This is a genomic window from Pseudohaemophilus parahaemolyticus, assembly GCF_938021905.1.
Taxonomy (GTDB): domain Bacteria; phylum Pseudomonadota; class Gammaproteobacteria; order Enterobacterales; family Pasteurellaceae; genus Haemophilus_A; species Haemophilus_A parahaemolyticus_B.
In genome coordinates this window covers 63825-81387 of record NZ_CALIFA010000070.1, presented here as the reverse complement: position 1 = coordinate 81387, position 17563 = coordinate 63825, and the positions used below count along the sequence as shown (strand labels likewise).

Sequence of the window (17563 nt, the reverse complement as noted above, 5' to 3'; positions counted from 1 at the left end):
TTTTTCTACATTAGGGGTCTTTATGTCTTTATTTAATTTTGAAGAACGTGGTTCAAACGTTCGTCAAGAGGTAATCGCGGGATTAACTACATTCCTGGCAATGGTTTATTCTATTTTTGTTGTGCCTGGAATGTTAAGCCAAGCAGGCTTCCCTGCTGAGTCGGTGTTTATTGCAACCTGTTTAGTGTCAGGGTTAGGCTCAATTTTAATCGGTTTATGGGCAAACGCACCAATGGCAATCGGTAGTGCAATTTCATTAACTGCATTTACCGCATTCAGTTTAGTGCTTGGTCAAAGAATCTCAATTCCTGTGGCACTTGGTGCAATCTTCCTAATGGGGATTGTATTTACTCTTATTTCAGTAACGGGCGTGCGTTCTTGGATCTTACGCAACTTGCCTTCTAGTATCGCTCACGGTGCAGGTATCGGTATCGGTTTATTCCTTTTATTGATTGCAGCAACCAACGTCAAATTAGTTATTAATAGTGGCATTGATATTCCTGTAAAAATGGGCGAGTTTACTTCATTCCCTGTAATGATGTCGTTACTTGGTTTGGCGTCAATTGTTGGTTTAGAGCGTTTAAAAGTGAAAGGCTCAATCCTTTGGGTAATCATTGTAATTACTATTATCGCTTTAATTTTTGACCCGAATGTAAAATATTCTGGCTTCTTTAAAATGCCAAGCTTTGGCGAGAACTCATTATTCTTAGAATTAGATGTAATGGGGGCATTAAATGCAGCAATTTTACCTGTGGTATTCGCATTAGTGATGACGGCAATCTTCGATGCAACAGGTACAATTCGTGCTGTTGCGGGTCAAGCAAATTTATTAGATAAAGATGGTCAAATCTTAAATGGTGGCAGAGCTTTAACTTCTGATTCATTAGGCTCAGTGTTATCAGGCTTATTCGGTACTGCACCAGCCGCAGTTTATATCGAATCAGCAGCAGGCACAGCCGTTGGCGGTAAAACAGGTTTAACCGCAGTAGTGGTGGGTATCGGTTTCTTATTGATGCTTTTCTTCCAGCCATTAGCAGGTTTAGTGCCAAGCTATGCAACCGCACCAGCATTAATGTATGTAGGCTTATTGATGTTAAGCAACGTATCAAAATTAGATTTTGATGACTTCGTTGGTGCAATGTCTGGCTTAGTGTGTGCAGTATTTATTGTACTTACCGCTAACATCGTAACAGGTATTATGCTAGGTTTCGCTACTTTAGTGATTGGTCGCTCTATTTCTGGCGAGTTCAAAAAATTAAACATCGGCACAGTGATTATTGCGATTGTGTTAGTTGCATTCTATGCGTTAGGGTTAGCGATTTAGTATTAAATATTATTTCATAGAAAAAGAAGCGGTGGATTTTGTTTAGCCTTTGAAGGGCTCTCAACAAAATCCACCGCGTGTTTATAAATTGATATTTTTTAGCGATAATTACGACTATACATTTTAAAGCTAATGTTTGCTAGGCTGCAAATACTCCTCACGATTTGGATCAACCGTTTTTGATTTTCTGATCATTGGTTCAATGGTTGAACCTTGCACAAGAATCGAGAACATGACCACCGCATAAGTCATTACTAAAATTAAATCTTTTACATCAATGGAGCCTGCAAATGCAGTCTTGCTTGGAATGGAAAGGGCCATCGCAAGAGCTAAACCACCACGTAAACCGCCCCAGGTCATAATTTTTAGCGTGTAAGGGTTGTAGGTTCTGAATTGTTGCATTCCTTTGAATGGAATCCAGAGACTGAGATAGCGTGAAATCAAGCAAACAGGAATAGCGATAATCATCAATACAATCCCGTAGAATTCAAAGTCTACTAACAATAATGCAAAGCCGATCAGGAAGAAGAGCAGTGAGTTTAAGAAGTGGTCGATCATCTCCCAGAAATGGTCGAGATAACGTTGGCTCTGTTCCGAGAAACCTGAACGACGCGTCCAGTTACCAATCATAATCCCAGCAACAACCATTGCAAGTGCACCTGAAACGTGTAGTACATTAGAGGCAAACATAAAGCCTGCGGTTGGAATAGTAAGTGTGATGAGAATTTCCATTGAGCCATCATCGGTTGAGGAAATCAGCACGTGGGCAATAAAGCCGAGTAAGAAGCCGAATAAAATCCCGCCAATAGCTTCGTGCATAAAGAGGCTAAAAATATTGCCAACAGAAGTTTCTTGACCACTAAAAGCCACTGTAAAAACGGTTACGAAAATCACTAAGCCGACCCCATCATTAAACAGCGATTCCCCTTCTACTTGCATTGATAAACGTTTGGGAGCTCGTAAGTTTTTGATAATCGCCAATACTGCGATCGGGTCGGTTGGAGAAATCAACGCACCAAAAACGACGCAATAGATAAAGTCAATTGGTAATCCGATAAGGTTAGCGGGCATCCAAATCAATAATGCGATCAGGAAAGTGGAAATGAGGGTTGAGATAAGAGCGAATGCAGTAATTTCCCATTTTTGGTCTTTAAGTACGGGTAATTTTACCCCTAAAGAGCCCGCAAAAAGTAAGAAGCCTAAAATCCCGTTGAGTAAGAAACTTTTGAAATCAATTTGCTCCATCACATTTTTTGCGATAACGTCAATTTTAAACCAACCGAATGAGCCTAAAATCCAGACTAATAATGAGCAAAACATCGCAGCTGCAGTAATAGCAACGGTTGACTGCACACGAGCAGAAATTTTGCTTGTAATAAATCCAAGTAAGATAGAAAGAGCTGCCAGAAAGCAAATATAAGCATAAATATTCATCAAGAAAATCCAGTATGTTTCTGAATAGAGAAAATAAAAAGAGGGTGTATTCTATCATAAATCACTTTATTAGGGCTTGTGTACGTTTCAAAAATACTTGTGTTGTTATTTAAAATTGCTTCTAGAGTAAGCATTTTTGAATAACGCTAAAAGCCCTAAGAATGGAAAAATCAGATTTGAGAAAAATTGAGTTTAAAGTATAATTCCTAGCATTTTTATATTCAGTATATTAGGGAATAGTCCATGATTGAAAAATGGCATGAACGAACCAATAGCGTTGGTTTTAAAATTATCTTCTCATTGGTATCACTTTCATTTGTGCTTGCAGGTATCGGTGGTGGTATTGTTGGTGCAAATACTTCTGCCGTAAAAGTGAACGGACAAGAGATTTCACAACGTGATTTTTCTGATGCAAAGAATCGCCAACAAACTATTATGTCAAACCAAATGGGGGCACAATTCTGGGACTTATTAGATAAACCTGAATTTGCAAACGAATTTAACCAATCAGTCTTAAATAATCTCATCAATGATGAATTGCTCCGTCAATACATTCAAGAATTGAATTTAGGAGTAAGTGTTGATCAAATTAAGTCTGAGATTGTTCATAGTCCAAACTTTCAGCAAAACGGCAAGTTTGATAATAATCTTTATCAGCAGACGTTACGCAATGCGGGATTAACCCCCGATGGCTATGCTCAAATTGTAGGGCAAGGCATTCTCTTTTCTCAAATGGAAAAAGGAATTTTAGGTACTAGCTTTAATGTACCTATTCAAGAAGAAAACTTAGCTAAATTGTTATTCCAAAAACGCCAAGTGCGTTTAGCGTCTTACTCTTTAGCAAATGAAGTGCAAAAACAGACCGCTTCACAAGAGGAGTTGCAGGCTTTCTATGATAAGCATAAGACACAATTAGTGATGCCAGAGCAGTTTGTGGTGGAATATGTAACTTTATCTCCAAAACAAGTAGAAAATAAGGTGCAGGTTACGGATGAGCAAATTGCTACTTATTATGAAGCGAATAAAGCACAATATGTCACCAAAGGCGAATCTCAATTTGCACATATTCAAGTAGCAAATGAAGCAGAAGCGCAAGCTATTGAGCAGCAATTAAAGTCAGGTACTGACTTCGCAACCCTTGCCAAAGAAAAATCGTTAGATAAATTATCGGCAACAAAAGGCGGTGATTTAGGTTGGGCAAAAGCGGGCACATTTCCAGCTGAGTTTGAAAAGGCTGCTAACGCATTGCAAGTAGGGCAAGTTAGTCAACCAGTCAAAATGGGCAATGAATATCACATTATTAAAGTGTTAGATCGTAAACCAGAAACAGCTTTACCACTTGAGAAAGTGAAAGAAAATATTGTGAATACTTTGCGTCACGAATTAGTGGGGGCAGAGTATTCAACGTTAACTCGTAATATGGCAACTTCTGCGTATGAAAATGCAGGCTCATTGGAAGAAGTCGCAAAAGTGGCAGGCGTTGAAGTTCAAACTACCCCTATGTTTACTCGTGAGACATTACCAGAAGCATTAAAATCTGATGCAGTAACTAAAGTGCTTTTTGAGGGTGATTTAGCTCAATCAGGTCAAAATTCAGAGGCATTAGAAGTGGGCAATGAAAATGCTTCTCGCACAATGTTCCTGCGTGTAAAACAATATCATCCACAGCGTGAGAAAACGTTTGATGAAGCAAAATCAGAAGTGGAAGTAATGGTAAAGCGTGAGAAAGCGGAAACGGCATTATTAGTTCAAGCAGAGGCTCAAGCAAAAGCATTAAGCGAAGGTAAAAATGAGGTTACTTTCGGTGGAGCTCAAACACTTGTTTATGCTCAAGCACAAGCAGAACAACCTGCATTTGCCAAATCGGTATTTGCAATGCCAAAACCAGCGGGCAAACCAACTTTCAGTGTCGCTCGTAATACTCAAGGCGATGTGCTATTAGTGGCATTAGATAAAGTAGAAGATGGTTCATTAAATGAATTTAAACCACTTCAAGCTCAATTTAATGACGTAAATCGCACTACCTTACGTGCCGATTTAATCAACAATTTACGTGAGCGTGCGTCAATTGATGTGAATGAAGAGTTTATGCAACAGCTAAATTCGACAGCACAGTAATCATCTATTACGTTATTTTAGGGCAGAGATTATGATATCTGTCCTTTTCTTTATCAATTTCTCCAAATTAGCGTATAATAGCCATAGTTTAGAAATCTACTCAGGTATTTGTATGGCTTATTCTCTTTTTCAATCTCAAGCGGTGAAATTTGCAAAAAATTTTGCAATATTTACCGCTTGTTTTTGTTTCTTTTTGTCAGCGAATGCCAAAACGGTAGAGAAAGTCGCTTCGCCAGCTAAACTTTGCACTTATTTTTACGATTTTAATTTTCACGATCCGCAGTTAAAAAAGCCTGAAGTTCGCCAAGCTATTAAAGCGATGGTCTTTTCAAATCGCATCAAATATGAAAATGGCGAAATCAATTACCATATTTTGCCGAAATCGTTACAAGTAGAAACGGAAAGTCATTGGTCGCCCATTGCGGTTGAGCAGTTGCTGATACAGAGTGGCATACGCTCCAAGTCGCCACTGTATTTGAATATTCTGTTTGAAAATCAAAAGCCGCATAATGTGATTGGAAGGCAAATTAGCCGCGCATTAGCACAATCGGATCTTATTCGTGTTCATCCACAAGCGGTCAAAAAATCGGAGCTGATTGCACAACGAAATAAGGGCAACTATCAGCTTATTCGCAGCGAGCAATGTGTTGAAAAACCAAATCCGATGCTCTTTTTAGCCCGTTTTGCTTCAAAAAGCCCTGAAAATCGCAACGGATACGCCAATGTAGAAGTAGATAAATTGCTGGCAAAATTACAAACGAAAAAGTTAAATAGCAGTAAACGTGTTGCGTTAATGCAACAACTTATTGAGATTTTAGAGCAAGAAGTTGCGATCTTGCCATTATATGAATTTTCTAAATAACCTCTTTTTAGGGATTGATTCTACCGTTTAAATCTCCTATTTTTGCGATCACCTACCAATTAAGGATAATTATGAACCAACTCACTGAACAACAACTAAACGACATTAAGTTCGTGCTCCAAAATTTCACGCACGAAACGTTACAGAAAGATTTAATTGCACTGAATACGCTTAAAAAAGCAGAGCTAGGTGCAGGTATTTTACGCCTTGAATTTACTATGCCATTTGCGTGGAATAGTGGTTTTGAAGCCTTAAAACAAGCAACGGAAGTAAAGTTAAAAGAAGTTACTGGAGCGACCGAAATTAAATGGATTTTGCATTACAACATCGCGACCTTAAAGCGTGCAAATCATCATCCTGCAGTGAATGGAGTGAAAAATATCATTGCGGTGACCTCTGGTAAAGGTGGTGTGGGAAAATCTACCACTTCGGTAAATTTAGCATTAGCTTTAAAAGCACAAGGGGCTAAAGTGGGTATTTTGGATGCCGATATTTACGGTCCCTCTATTCCACATATGTTAGGTGCGAAAGATCAGCGTCCAACTTCGCCAGATAACAAACACATCACGCCAATTGAAACTTACGGGATTCAGTCTAACTCAATCGGTTATTTGATGGCGGAAGATAATGCGACCATTTGGCGTGGCCCAATGGCAAGTAGTGCATTAAGCCAGTTACTTAATGAGACTTGGTGGAATGAGTTGGATTATTTGGTTATCGATATGCCGCCAGGAACAGGCGATATTCAACTTACTCTTTCGCAACAAATTCCAGTTACAGGTGCAGTTGTAGTGACTACGCCACAAGATATCGCATTGCTTGATGCGATTAAAGGGATTTCAATGTTCCAAAAAGTGTCTGTACCAGTGTTGGGAATTATCGAAAATATGAGCGTGCATATTTGCCAAAACTGCGGACATCACGAAGATATTTTCGGTACAGGCGGGGCAGAAAAAATAGCGAAACGCTATGGCACACAAGTGTTAGGGCAAATGCCGTTGCATATTCGTTTGCGTCAAGATTTAGATGCTGGAATGCCAACTGTTGAAGCTGATCCAACCCACGAAATTAGCCAAGCTTATATTGAGCTAGCAGGTAAAGTAGCGGCTGAATTATATTGGCAAGGTCAGGTTATTCCGTCTGAAATTATGATTCGTGAAGTGAAATAAGAAAATATAGTTGAATGTTAGGGCAAATAATTATTTGCCCTAATGCTGTTTTATTTATATTCCTTATGATATTTCTTTCTCATCTCATCAACCTGTTCAATCATTTCTTTTGCTTCGGCTAAATTGCCTGCTTTGGCTTTTTCGTTGGCTTGATTTACTACATCAATCACTTCTTGCACGCCTGCTTGGTAGCCTTTGAAGCGTTCTTGATCATCTCCTACACTTTTTGGCATTGTATTTTGAGCATCTTTTGAATATTCGATAAATTGCTCGGCAGCAGCTTGGAATTCCTCGCTGGTTTGAGATTGGTGAAGGGCGTTGAGTTGTTTTTTCATTTGAATCATCTCTTTCATCACGCCTGCTGAAAGTGCATTCGCAGAAAATGCCAATAATCCTACCGCTAGAGAAGTTTTTAATAGCGTTTGAAGCTTCATTTAAAATCCTTTATTCAAGATAAGTAAAAAGAAATGCCATTTTAATAGAACAATCGCTTGCTACAAAGGGGTATTTCTTAGAAAATAATCGCTTTATGCCTTTCATTCTGAGAGGCACTGACTTGTAATCAGAAGAGAGTAATCATGACTTTAAAATACGCAAAACCTGAATTGTTATCGCCTGCGGGCACGTTAAAAAATATGCGATACGCTTTCGCTTATGGTGCAGATGCCGTTTATGCAGGGCAGCCTCGTTATAGTTTACGTGTGCGTAACAACGAATTTAACCACGCAAACCTTGAAATTGCGATTAAGGAAGCGCACGAGCTTGGCAAAAAATTCTATGTGGTAGTGAATATTGCACCTCATAACTCTAAGCTCAAAACCTTCATTAAAGATCTACAAGTGGTTGTAGATATGAAACCGGATGCATTGATTATGTCAGACCCTGGCTTGATTATGCTTGTGCGTGAACATTTCCCTGAGATGGATATTCACCTTTCTGTGCAAGCGAATGCAGTAAACTGGGCGACGGTAAAATTCTGGAAACAGATGGGATTAACCCGCGTGATTTTATCGCGTGAGCTCTCTCTAGAAGAGATCGAAGAGATCCGCAAACAAGTGCCAGATATGGAGCTTGAAATTTTCGTGCACGGTGCATTATGTATGGCATATTCTGGTCGTTGCTTGCTTTCTGGCTACATCAACAAACGTGATCCAAACCAAGGCACTTGCACCAACGCTTGCCGCTGGGAATACAAAATGGAAGAGGGCAAGCTGGATGAAGTGGGTAATATTGTGCCAAAAGAAGATACGGTGCAAAAATACCAACCTGAAATTGAAGTGACTAATGTTGCCCCAACGCTTGGCGAAGGTGCGGTGACGGACAAAGTATTCCTTTATACTGAAGCACAGCGCCCAGATGAGCAGATGACAGCGTTCGAAGATGAGCACGGTACTTATTTTATGAACTCGAAAGATTTGCGTGCAGTCCAGCATGTAGAACGTTTAACGCAAATCGGTGTGCATTCTCTGAAAATTGAAGGGCGTACTAAATCGTTCTATTATTGTGCAAGAACAGCTCAAGTTTACCGTAAAGCAATTGATGATGCCGCAGAGGGAAAACCATTTGATAAAAGCTTGCTGGATACGCTTGAAAGCCTAGCTCATCGAGGTTACACCGAAGGCTTCTTGCGTCGTCATACGCATGATGAATATCAAAATTATGAATATGGTTATTCTATTTCTGAACGCCAACAATTCGTAGGAGAATTCACAGGCAAACGCAATGCGGAAGGTATGGCGGAAGTGGCGGTAAAAAATAAATTCTTAGTAGGTGATTCTGTTGAGATGATGACGCCAAAAGGCAATATTGTGTTTAAAATCGACCGCTTGTTAAACCGTAAAAATGAAAGTGTGGAAGCAGGGCTTGGTGATGGACACTTTGTTTTCTTAGATGTGCCTGCGAATATTGATTTAGATTTTGCATTGTTGATGCGTAATTTAACTGATACCAATACGAGAAATCCGCATAAAGCGTAGCCATAAATTTCCTTCTTCCTCTTTTCTAAAGAGGAGGTATAAAAAAGCTAACTAGAATATTCCAGTTAGCTTTCTTTTAATTTAACAATCTAGCTAGTAATTATAGGCTTTCTGTGAAAGTACGAGTAATTACATCGCGTTGTTGTTCTGGAGTTAATGAGTTGAAACGAACTGCGTAACCAGAAACACGGATAGTTAATTGTGGGTATTTTTCTGGGTGTTTAACTGCATCTTCTAAAGTTTCACGACGTAAAACGTTTACGTTTAAGTGTTGACCACCTTCAACTTTAATAGTTGGTGCAACGTTTACTGGCACTTCGCGGTATGCGATTTGACCTAATTCGCTGATTGCAACAACTTGGTCTTCTTTGTAAGCGTCACCTTTAGCTGCGATGCAACGAGCTTCGTTTTTCTCGTCGTCTAATAACCAGAAAGAGTTTAATAAGTTGCTGTTTGTTGATTCAGTAATTTGAACACCTTTAATCATTTTAAGACTCCTAGTATAAGAAATTGAAAATAAACTACAAAAAATTTGAAATATTCAACTTTTTTTGAATGGGGGGATTATACCCCTATCGAGATAGAAAGCGATAAAAATTTGAACATTTTTTACAAAAGTAGCGTTAATTGAGTAAAAAATAATCCAGTTTATGTGTTTATATGCATTAGTTACGCACAAGAGGTTATTATGAAAACGTGGAAAGAAGCCATTGGCGAAGAAAAAGAGAAACCTTATTTCCAACAAATTTTGCAACAAGTACACCAAGCTCGACACGCAGGTATCACCATCTACCCGCCACAAAATGAAGTTTTTAGTGCTTTTTCTCTGACTGAATTTAATCAAGTGAAAGTCGTGATTTTAGGGCAAGATCCCTACCACCGCCCAAATCAAGCCCATGGCTTATCTTTTTCTGTCAAACCACCCGTCGCTCCGCCTCCATCGCTTATCAACATTTATAAAGAGTTAGCAACAGATATTGAAGGTTTCGTTGTTCCAAGACATGGGTATTTAGTCGAATGGGCAAAGCAAGGTGTGTTGTTGCTCAACACCGTGCTTACTGTTGAAGAGGGTAAAGCCAATTCGCACGCTAACTGGGGCTGGGAAACCTTTACTGATAAAGTGATCGCACAACTCAATGCTCATCGTGAAAACATTGTTTTCTTACTTTGGGGAAGTCACGCCCAGAAAAAAGGGGCATTCATCGATCGTAATAAACATTGTGTTTTAACTGCTCCTCACCCATCGCCTTTGGCTGCTCATCGCGGCTTTTTTGGTTGCCACCATTTTTCTAAAGCGAATGAATATTTGAAAGCACACGGAATGGAGGAAATCAATTGGCAGCTTCCGCTTGAGGTGTAAACAATGAATTTAAAAGAACAGCTTGCCGAATTTAACAGCGAGCAAAGCACTCAATTTGCTTCAAGCGATGTAATGGAGTTATTGTACCGACGCAGCGATTTCTATGATCAAAATTTGCTGAAACTCTGGCATGATTTTGGTTTTGCAGATCGTCAAGATCTCGCTCTTATTACCGTTGGAGGGTATGGTCGCCGTGAAATGTTCCCGCTGTCAGATTTAGATATTTTAGTGCTTACCGAAAATCCATTAGACGAGCAAACTCACGCTAAATTAAATGAGCTATTTAACCTGCTTTGGGATGCTAAATTACAAGTAGGGGCGAGCATTCGCACTTTGCAAGAGTGTTTAGACATCGGTAAGCAAGAGCTTTCGGTTGCAACCAATATGTATGAAGGGCGTTTTTTATACGGTAATGCTGAGCTTTGGCATCGTCTTGTTGAAGCTCTTTTTCAAGATGATTTTTGGGCAACTCCCGATTTTTTCCAAGCCAAAATGGCAGAAAAAGAAGAGCGTTACGCCCGTTATCACAATACGAGCTACAACCTTGAACCCGATCTTAAACATAGCCCAGGTGGACTTCGCGATCTGCATTTAGTGCTTTGGATTATGTTACGTCATTATGGTGCACGCAGTTTTGATGCTCTCTTTAACAAAGGTTTGCTTTTTCCTGAAGAATATCAAGAGCTTAAACAAGCGGAGAACGTACTTTTCCGAATGCGATTTGCGTTGCATACGCAGCTCAAACGCTACGACAATCGTATGCGATTTGACCGCCAATTACAACTTAGCGAATTGCTTGGCTATCATGGTGAAGGCAATCAGCCCGTCGAAGCGATGATGCGAACCTTTTTCCAAGCAACACAATCGATTTCGCAACTCAGCCAGCTTTTGTTAAATAGCGTGAAACAGCGTGTTTTAGGTTTACAAAATAGTGCAGAAAAACAACCGCTTGATGAACATTTCTATCTACAAAATCAGCAAATAGCGGTGGAAAATCATCGGATTTTTGCAAAACAGCCAGAAACGATATTGGATCTCTTTTTGCACCTTACGCAACACCAAACATTGCAAGTTGATCCGATGACACTACGTCATCTTCGTATCGCTCTTCAAAAACGCCAGCAGCCTTTGTGTGAATTGCCAGAAGCTCGAAGCCGTTTTATCCAAATTATTCAGCAGCCACAAATGGTTAAAAATGCGATTGTGCCGATGCATCAATTAGGTGTGCTTTCGGCTTATTTCCCCGCATGGCAAGGCATTACAGGGTTGATGCAGTTTGATATGTTCCACATTTATACGGTCGATGAACACACCGTTCGAGTAATGTTAAAGCTCGAAAGTTTTCTTGATGAACAGACCAAAGCTATTCATCCACTTTGTCATCAAATTTTCGCCGCTTGCACGCATAAGCCATTGGTTTATTTGGCTGCGTTGTTGCACGATATTGCGAAAGGTCGTGAAGGCGATCACGCAGAGAATGGAGCGGTGGATATGTATGAATTTGCTCATCTACACGGCTTTGATGAGAGCCAATCCAAGCAAATGGCGTGGTTGGTAAAAGAGCATTTGACGATGTCGATCACCGCTCAACGCCGTGATATTCACGATCCTAATGTGGTGCAGACTTTTGCAGAAATTGTGGAAAATCAGACCGCTTTAAGCGATTTGGTTTGCCTCACGGTAGCGGACATTTGTGCCACTAATGAAACCCTTTGGAACGACTGGAAACGCACGCTGCTTTCACAACTTTTCGAGTTCACCACTCAGCAACTGGCTGAGCAATTGGACTACAAAAAAGAGGCAGAAAACAATCAAGCTGAAGCCTTAGAAATTATGAAATTGGCACTGACGCCTTCTCAGCACAAGCGTTTGGCAACCTATTGGGCGAATGGGTCAGAAAGTTATTTTTTACGTAATAAACCCACTCAACTCGTGTGGCACGCCTTGGCATTACTCAAGCAAAATCAACTGCCATTGGTATTAGTTTCCAACGAATACGCTCGTGGAGCAACGGAGATCTTTATCCATTGCGAAGATCAAAAGCAACTTTTTGCCCGTATTGCGAATATGTTGAGCAAGAAAAAAATTAGCATTCATGACGCCCAAATTATTACTAGCCAGAATGATCTTGTTTTCGACAGTTTTATCGTTACTGAGCAGAATGGACAGGCTTTGGATGAAATCCGTTGCGAGCAAATTCAACAAGCCTTGCAGAAAGAGCTTACTGAACCGCAGACCAAACCTTTTGCCGTGGTGAAAAGACCAATAAAACACCAAACCTTTAAACGCAAAACGAAAGTCCGTTTTTTAGTAAACTCTAACCAAAATCAGACCGCTTTTGAACTTTTCACACTTGACCGTGAAGGTTTATTGGCTCAAGTTAGCCAGATTTTTAATCAATTGGATCTGGTTTTAATTAACGCCAAAATTACTACCATCGGCGAACGTGTAGAGGATTTTTTTGTGGTGAGTACGCAGGAAAATCAAGCATTGAGTGAAGAAATGAAGAAAACGCTGAAAAATATTATAACGACCGAGCTAGATTCTTAATAAGAGTATTTTTTCTTTAATATTAATCTATTTTAGTTATCCCTAAAACGAGGTAAATCCGACTAAAACAGTCGGATTTTTATTGCTCAGAAAGTGCGAAGTGATAGAATAACAGCAGTTTTATTATTTATCATTGAGAAAGGAAATTCTATGGAAAATCTAATCTGCTACAAACAAATGCCCGTTTGGAATGTCAATACACTCCCACAAATGTTCCAAGAACAGCATAATACTAAAGTCGGCACTTGGGCAAAATTAACCATTTTGAGCGGTTCATTAAAATATTTTGAATTAACTGAAGACGGTGAAGTTTTAAGCGAAACCGTGTTTGATACCGAACATCAACCGCCTTTTGTTGTACCTCAAGTTTGGCACAAAGTCCAAGCCCTTTCTGATGATTTAACCTGCCAGCTCGCTTTCTACTGCACGCCTGAAGATTTTTATGCGAAAAAATATAACCTAACCACCACACATTCTGAAGTGTTAAACGCAGTTAATTATGTGAAAGGCGGAAAAGCATTGGATTTAGGCTGTGGACGCGGTCGTAACTCACTCTATTTAAACTTGCTTGGTTTTGATGTTACCGCGGTCGATCACAACGAAGAGAGCATTGATTTCTTAAATCGTATTATCGAAAAAGAAGGACTCTCAAATATTTCAACAGACATTTATGATATTAACCAAGCAACTATTGGCTCTCAAGTAGGCGAATTTGATCTGATTGTTTCAACTGTGGTAATGATGTTCCTTAATCGTGATCGCATTCCTAGCATTATTGAAAATATGCAGAAAAATACCAAAGTGGGTGGGTATAACTTAATCGTGTGTGCAATGAGCACCGAAGATTATCCTTGCCCAATGCCGTTCTCATTTACCTTCAAAGAGAGCGAATTGGCGAACTATTACCAAGATTGGGAATTAGTGAAATATAACGAAGATTTGGGGCATTTACATAAAACTGATAGCGAAGGTAACCGCATTCAGCTTCGTTTTGCAACAATGTTGGCGAAAAAACTAAAATAGCGGTAAGATCGGGATTATTTTCAAACGTTCGAATTTGATGAAAAATCACTCAATAAAAAACATTACGGAAATTTTGGAGAACTCCAGTCTGGTTAAGATTGTCCAACGTGCAAATCAATTGAATGAGCTTAACGAGAAAATTCAATCGCTTTTGCCCGCTCAATTCCGTAAGCTTTATCGCATTGTTAATTTGGTAGAAAATCACTTGATTATTGAAGTGCCGAATGCGACCATTTCGCAAGGTTTGCAGATGCAACAAATGCAACTGCTTTCAATGATCCAAAAAATTTATCCGCAGATTGATGAATGTGTGTTTAAAATCAATCCCGATTTCAAATTGAGTTAATTAAGGAGATTGCCACGATGAAAAAAATTGTATTAGTTTTAACCGCAAGCTTATTAGGTGCGTGTTCAATGCTTCCAAATAAAAATGTTGCAGGTACCTATCAAGGCGAACTACCTTGTTCCGACTGCGACAAAATCCAAGCTGAATTGGTGCTAAACGCAGATAATACCTATCAATACAACACAGTTTATTTCAAAAATGGCAAACAACATCCCTTTGTTGATAAAGGTAAATTTGCTTGGGATAAACAAAAATCTGGTGTGATTCGTTTAGAACAAAACTCAGGCAATTTATTGTTAAAAGTAACCGATAAATATGCGGAATTATTAGATGCAGATGGTAATTCTGTTACGAATACGCAATTAAATTATAAATTAATGAAAAAATAATTAAGTTATTTTTACTCAATTTAGGGCGTGTTATTCACGCCCTAAATATTTATAAAACTACCCTCTTTTCGCCTTCAAATGCGCCACTTTGTGTGCGCGGTAAATCGCGTTGATGGCGTGAATTAATGCTCGTGCCGAGGATTCCACAATGTCTGTCGCTAAACCAACGCCGTGGAATTTACGTCCTTCGTGTTCCACCACAATATCAACCTGCCCTAACGCTTCTGCCCCTTCGCCTTTCGCGGTAAGGTTGTAGTGCGACATTTTTAGCTCTAATCCTGTGATATTTAAGATCGCATTGAATACTGCATCCACAGGACCATTACCGCCATTTGATACTTGGCTTAATTTTTCGCCATCGAGTTCCACTTGTACAAACGCAGATGCTGGCAAGGTGCTGATGGTTTGCGAAGTAATCACATCTAATTTCAAACGATCCTCATCGCCAGAACGCATATCAATGAATGCAAGGGCCTCTAAATCATAATCGAATACTTGACCTTTTTTATCGGCAAGCTCAAGGAAGGCAGTATAGAGTTTATCTAAATCGTAATCGCTGTCTTGGTAACCCATTTCTGCCATATGATTTCTCACTGCAGCACGTCCTGAACGAGCGGTTAAATTTAACTTCTCTTTTTTCAAGCCAATGGTTTCTGGCGACATAATTTCGTAGGTGTTTTTGTTTTTCACCATACCGTCTTGGTGGATCCCTGATGAGTGAGCAAACGCATTCGAGCCTACAATCGCTTTATTCGGCTGAATTGGCATATTACAAAGCTGGCTTACCATTTGGCTTACGCGATGAATTTCTTGCGTATTAATGCGAGTGTCCAAGCCGTTGAACATATCTTGACGTGTTTTGATTGCCATTACTACTTCTTCAAGTGCAGTATTCCCCGCACGTTCTCCGATGCCGTTAATGGTACATTCAATTTGGCGAGCGCCGTTTAACACTGCGGTTAAAGAGTTTGCGGTTGCCATTCCTAAATCGTTATGGCAGTGCACCGAAATTACAGCTTTGTCGATATTTGGCACGCGGTTTACTACATCGGCGATAATGCTGCCGTATTGGGTTGGTAAGCAATAGCCCACTGTGTCTGGAATATTTACCGTTGTTGCTCCAGCTTTAATTGCAGCTTCAACAATACGGCAGATATTATCAATCCCTGTACGTCCTGCATCTTCACACGAAAATTCTACGTCATCGGTATAACCTCTTGAACGTTTTACTGCGTGAATTGCCATTTCAACCACATCATCAAATGAACGTTTGAGTTTCGCTTCAACGTGTAATGCAGAGGTGGCGATAAAGGTATGAATACGAAACGCTTCCGCTACTTTTAATGCTTCTGCAGCGACATCAATATCTTTATCCACTGCACGAGACAGGGCACAAACACGGCTGTTTTTGATGTTTTGTGCAATGGTTTTGACCGAGTCGAAATCACCTGCCGAAGAAACAGGAAATCCCACTTCCATGACATCCACGCCTAAACGTTCTAATGCCAATGCGATTTGTAATTTCTCTTTTACAGTTAAACTGGCTTTCAGTGCTTGCTCGCCGTCACGAAGGGTGGTATCGAAAATAATTACATTATTGTTTGCCATAAACATTTCCTTATAAACGTTCGTTTATTGTGTTCAGAATAAAAAAAACCCACATACGAGTATGCGGGCAAAGTTTGGATAGTGAACTGACTTCCTTCAGATAAACCTTAGCCTCGCATGAAATACGATAACAGAGATAATCGGAGTGAAAGTAGTTTTTCCATGTGTGTTGTGTGTGTTTATGTTTGCATTATTATTCAGTTGATGTGTCTTATCATAGCGGTAAAAAAAACTATGTCAATAGCACTTTTCACTTACGCAAACGTTTTTATTGTGATTTTTTAAACTAGATAAAGAATAAAAAACTAATTATGTGCAATTAAATAGTTTTAAATATAATGAATGTTTAAAGCTTGCCATATAAAAGTGAGATAGAATTACAAATAGAGGATTTTTTCGCTTTACAATTAATTTACGAAAAAAATAAATTACTCTTTGATCTATTTTATAAGAAATAGTTATTTCCTTTGCTGTAGTAAGGGAAATTTGATAGCCTAACGGTCATTATGCTCAAATCCCCAATTGTAAAGGAAAGTAAAGAATGACACTCCCATTTAAAGCGATTATTTCTGATTTAGACGGCACTTTGCTTAATGCTGAACATAAAATTGGCGATTTTACTATTAAAATATTAAGCGAACTATCTCAAAAAGGTGTGGATGTTTATATTGCCACAGGTCGAAATTTACCTGATGTGCAGCATATTATTCGTAAAGTTAATGTAGATGAAGCGATGTTAGTAACTTCAAATGGTGCTCGTGCGAATTTTCTTTCTGGCGAATGTGTCTTAAATCATCACTTACCCGAAGAGCTTGCATTCAAGCTAATGAATATTGAATTTGATCCTACGCGTGTATGCGTAAATAGTTATCAAGGGGATGAATGGTTTATCAACATTGATTTAGAATCTTTACGCAAATATCACAAAGATTCTGGCTTTATGTATCAAGTGGTCGATTTTGCTCAGCATCACGGCAGACAAACCGAAAAAGTCTTTTTTATTGGTAGAAAATTAGCAGATTTATTGCCAATTGAACAAAAAATCAGAGAAACCTATGGTGATCAAGTTTATACGGTTTATTCCACACCACAATGTTTGGAAGTAATGAATAATGGCGTATCAAAAGCAAACGCATTGGAAGAACTGGCTGAACGCAGAGGCTACACCTTAAAAGATTGCCTTGTTTTTGGCGATGGGATGAATGATTTTGAAATGCTAAAACAAGCAGGAAAAGGTTGCGTGATGGGCAATGCAGATCCGCGTTTAAAAGAAGCATTACCAAACAATGAAATGATTGGGTTTAATAAAGATGAAGCGGTGGCGAGATATATTAAAAATGTATTTGATTTATAAAATAATTTGCTGAACCAATCTGCAAAAAATCAGTCAATTATTACCGCTTG

At 39.2% G+C, this 17563-nt stretch carries 15 protein-coding genes; 11 read left to right on the top strand and 4 right to left on the bottom strand.

Going from position 1 to position 17563, the window contains the following annotated elements; genetic code table 11:
- The first annotated feature begins 22 nt into the window (after window positions 1-22).
- Window positions 23-1324 (top strand): NCS2 family permease, encoded by a 1302-nt coding sequence (locus QMF79_RS07710; RefSeq protein ID WP_281773378.1) that lies wholly within the window; start codon window positions 23-25, stop codon window positions 1322-1324.
- A 129-nt stretch (window positions 1325-1453) separates the two neighbouring features.
- Here QMF79_RS07710 and QMF79_RS07705 read toward each other — a convergent pair whose 3' ends face one another.
- Window positions 1454-2758, bottom strand: coding sequence for a cation:proton antiporter (locus tag QMF79_RS07705; RefSeq protein ID WP_281773377.1), 1305 nt, complete (start codon window positions 2756-2758; stop codon window positions 1454-1456).
- Window positions 2759-3001: 243 nt separating this feature from the next.
- Between QMF79_RS07705 and QMF79_RS07700 the strand changes: the two genes are divergently transcribed.
- The 3 genes from QMF79_RS07700 (at window position 3002) to apbC (ending at window position 6907) form a co-directional block, all read left to right on the top strand.
- Window positions 3002-4876: a SurA N-terminal domain-containing protein gene (locus QMF79_RS07700; RefSeq protein WP_281773376.1), complete on the top strand. Its 1875-nt coding sequence runs from the start codon at window positions 3002-3004 to the stop codon at window positions 4874-4876.
- 112 nt (window positions 4877-4988) lie between these two features.
- Window positions 4989-5738, top strand: coding sequence for an ABC transporter substrate-binding protein (locus QMF79_RS07695; protein ID WP_281773375.1), 750 nt, complete (start codon window positions 4989-4991; stop codon window positions 5736-5738).
- 71 nt (window positions 5739-5809) lie between these two features.
- On the top strand, window positions 5810-6907 hold the full coding sequence (apbC, locus tag QMF79_RS07690; protein WP_281773374.1) for an iron-sulfur cluster carrier protein ApbC: 1098 nt from the start codon (window positions 5810-5812) through the stop codon (window positions 6905-6907).
- Window positions 6908-6957: 50 nt separating this feature from the next.
- Here apbC and QMF79_RS07685 read toward each other — a convergent pair whose 3' ends face one another.
- Window positions 6958-7341, bottom strand: coding sequence for a cytochrome b562 (locus QMF79_RS07685; RefSeq protein ID WP_281773373.1), 384 nt, complete (start codon window positions 7339-7341; stop codon window positions 6958-6960).
- A gap of 144 nt (window positions 7342-7485) precedes the next feature.
- Between QMF79_RS07685 and yegQ the strand changes: the two genes are divergently transcribed.
- Complete coding sequence (gene yegQ / locus QMF79_RS07680; RefSeq protein WP_281773372.1) at window positions 7486-8883, top strand: tRNA 5-hydroxyuridine modification protein YegQ; 1398 nt, start codon at window positions 7486-7488, stop codon at window positions 8881-8883.
- Window positions 8884-8983: 100 nt separating this feature from the next.
- On the opposite strand, the gene grcA is transcribed toward yegQ, so the two are convergent.
- Window positions 8984-9370: an autonomous glycyl radical cofactor GrcA gene (gene grcA / locus QMF79_RS07675; protein WP_040217094.1), complete on the bottom strand. Its 387-nt coding sequence runs from the start codon at window positions 9368-9370 to the stop codon at window positions 8984-8986.
- A 201-nt stretch (window positions 9371-9571) separates the two neighbouring features.
- Between grcA and ung the strand changes: the two genes are divergently transcribed.
- The 5 genes from ung to QMF79_RS07650 all read left to right on the top strand — a co-directional run bounded on the left by ung (window position 9572) and on the right by QMF79_RS07650 (window position 14551).
- A complete protein-coding gene (gene ung / locus QMF79_RS07670) occupies window positions 9572-10243 on the top strand; it encodes a uracil-DNA glycosylase (RefSeq protein WP_281773371.1) in 672 nt (223 codons plus the stop codon).
- A gap of 3 nt (window positions 10244-10246) precedes the next feature.
- Window positions 10247-12793, top strand: a complete 2547-nt coding sequence (gene glnD / locus QMF79_RS07665; protein WP_281773370.1) for a bifunctional uridylyltransferase/uridylyl-removing protein GlnD — start codon at window positions 10247-10249, stop codon at window positions 12791-12793.
- A 150-nt stretch (window positions 12794-12943) separates the two neighbouring features.
- A complete protein-coding gene (gene tehB, locus QMF79_RS07660; RefSeq protein ID WP_281773369.1) occupies window positions 12944-13816 on the top strand; it encodes an SAM-dependent methyltransferase TehB in 873 nt (290 codons plus the stop codon).
- A 37-nt stretch (window positions 13817-13853) separates the two neighbouring features.
- Window positions 13854-14162: a DciA family protein gene (locus QMF79_RS07655; protein ID WP_040217099.1), complete on the top strand. Its 309-nt coding sequence runs from the start codon at window positions 13854-13856 to the stop codon at window positions 14160-14162.
- 17 nt (window positions 14163-14179) lie between these two features.
- On the top strand, window positions 14180-14551 hold the full coding sequence (locus QMF79_RS07650) for a copper resistance protein NlpE (protein ID WP_281773368.1): 372 nt from the start codon (window positions 14180-14182) through the stop codon (window positions 14549-14551).
- Between the two features lie 57 nt (window positions 14552-14608).
- On the opposite strand, the gene leuA is transcribed toward QMF79_RS07650, so the two are convergent.
- Window positions 14609-16159 (bottom strand): 2-isopropylmalate synthase, encoded by a 1551-nt coding sequence (leuA, locus tag QMF79_RS07645; RefSeq protein ID WP_281773367.1) that lies wholly within the window; start codon window positions 16157-16159, stop codon window positions 14609-14611.
- Window positions 16160-16700: 541 nt separating this feature from the next.
- On the opposite strand from leuA, the gene QMF79_RS07640 reads away from it, so the two are divergent.
- Entirely contained in the window at window positions 16701-17513 is an 813-nt protein-coding gene (locus QMF79_RS07640; protein ID WP_281773366.1) for a Cof-type HAD-IIB family hydrolase, read from the top strand.
- The last annotated feature ends 50 nt before the right edge of the window (window positions 17514-17563 follow it).

Bases quoted from the DNA above. Each gene is read 5' to 3' on its own strand.
- QMF79_RS07710 (WP_281773378.1), top strand. From the start codon at position 23: ATGTCTTTATTTAATTTTGAAGAACGTGGTTCAAACGTTCGTCAAGAG.
- QMF79_RS07705 (WP_281773377.1), bottom strand. From the start codon at position 2,758: ATGAATATTTATGCTTATATTTGCTTTCTGGCAGCTCTTTCTATCTTA.
- QMF79_RS07700 (WP_281773376.1), top strand. From the start codon at position 3,002: ATGATTGAAAAATGGCATGAACGAACCAATAGCGTTGGTTTTAAAATT.
- QMF79_RS07695 (WP_281773375.1), top strand. From the start codon at position 4,989: ATGGCTTATTCTCTTTTTCAATCTCAAGCGGTGAAATTTGCAAAAAAT.
- apbC (WP_281773374.1), top strand. From the start codon at position 5,810: ATGAACCAACTCACTGAACAACAACTAAACGACATTAAGTTCGTGCTC.
- QMF79_RS07685 (WP_281773373.1), bottom strand. From the start codon at position 7,341: ATGAAGCTTCAAACGCTATTAAAAACTTCTCTAGCGGTAGGATTATTG.
- yegQ (WP_281773372.1), top strand. From the start codon at position 7,486: ATGACTTTAAAATACGCAAAACCTGAATTGTTATCGCCTGCGGGCACG.
- grcA (WP_040217094.1), bottom strand. From the start codon at position 9,370: ATGATTAAAGGTGTTCAAATTACTGAATCAACAAACAGCAACTTATTA.
- ung (WP_281773371.1), top strand. From the start codon at position 9,572: ATGAAAACGTGGAAAGAAGCCATTGGCGAAGAAAAAGAGAAACCTTAT.
- glnD (WP_281773370.1), top strand. From the start codon at position 10,247: ATGAATTTAAAAGAACAGCTTGCCGAATTTAACAGCGAGCAAAGCACT.
- tehB (WP_281773369.1), top strand. From the start codon at position 12,944: ATGGAAAATCTAATCTGCTACAAACAAATGCCCGTTTGGAATGTCAAT.
- QMF79_RS07655 (WP_040217099.1), top strand. From the start codon at position 13,854: ATGAAAAATCACTCAATAAAAAACATTACGGAAATTTTGGAGAACTCC.
- QMF79_RS07650 (WP_281773368.1), top strand. From the start codon at position 14,180: ATGAAAAAAATTGTATTAGTTTTAACCGCAAGCTTATTAGGTGCGTGT.
- leuA (WP_281773367.1), bottom strand. From the start codon at position 16,159: ATGGCAAACAATAATGTAATTATTTTCGATACCACCCTTCGTGACGGC.
- QMF79_RS07640 (WP_281773366.1), top strand. From the start codon at position 16,701: ATGACACTCCCATTTAAAGCGATTATTTCTGATTTAGACGGCACTTTG.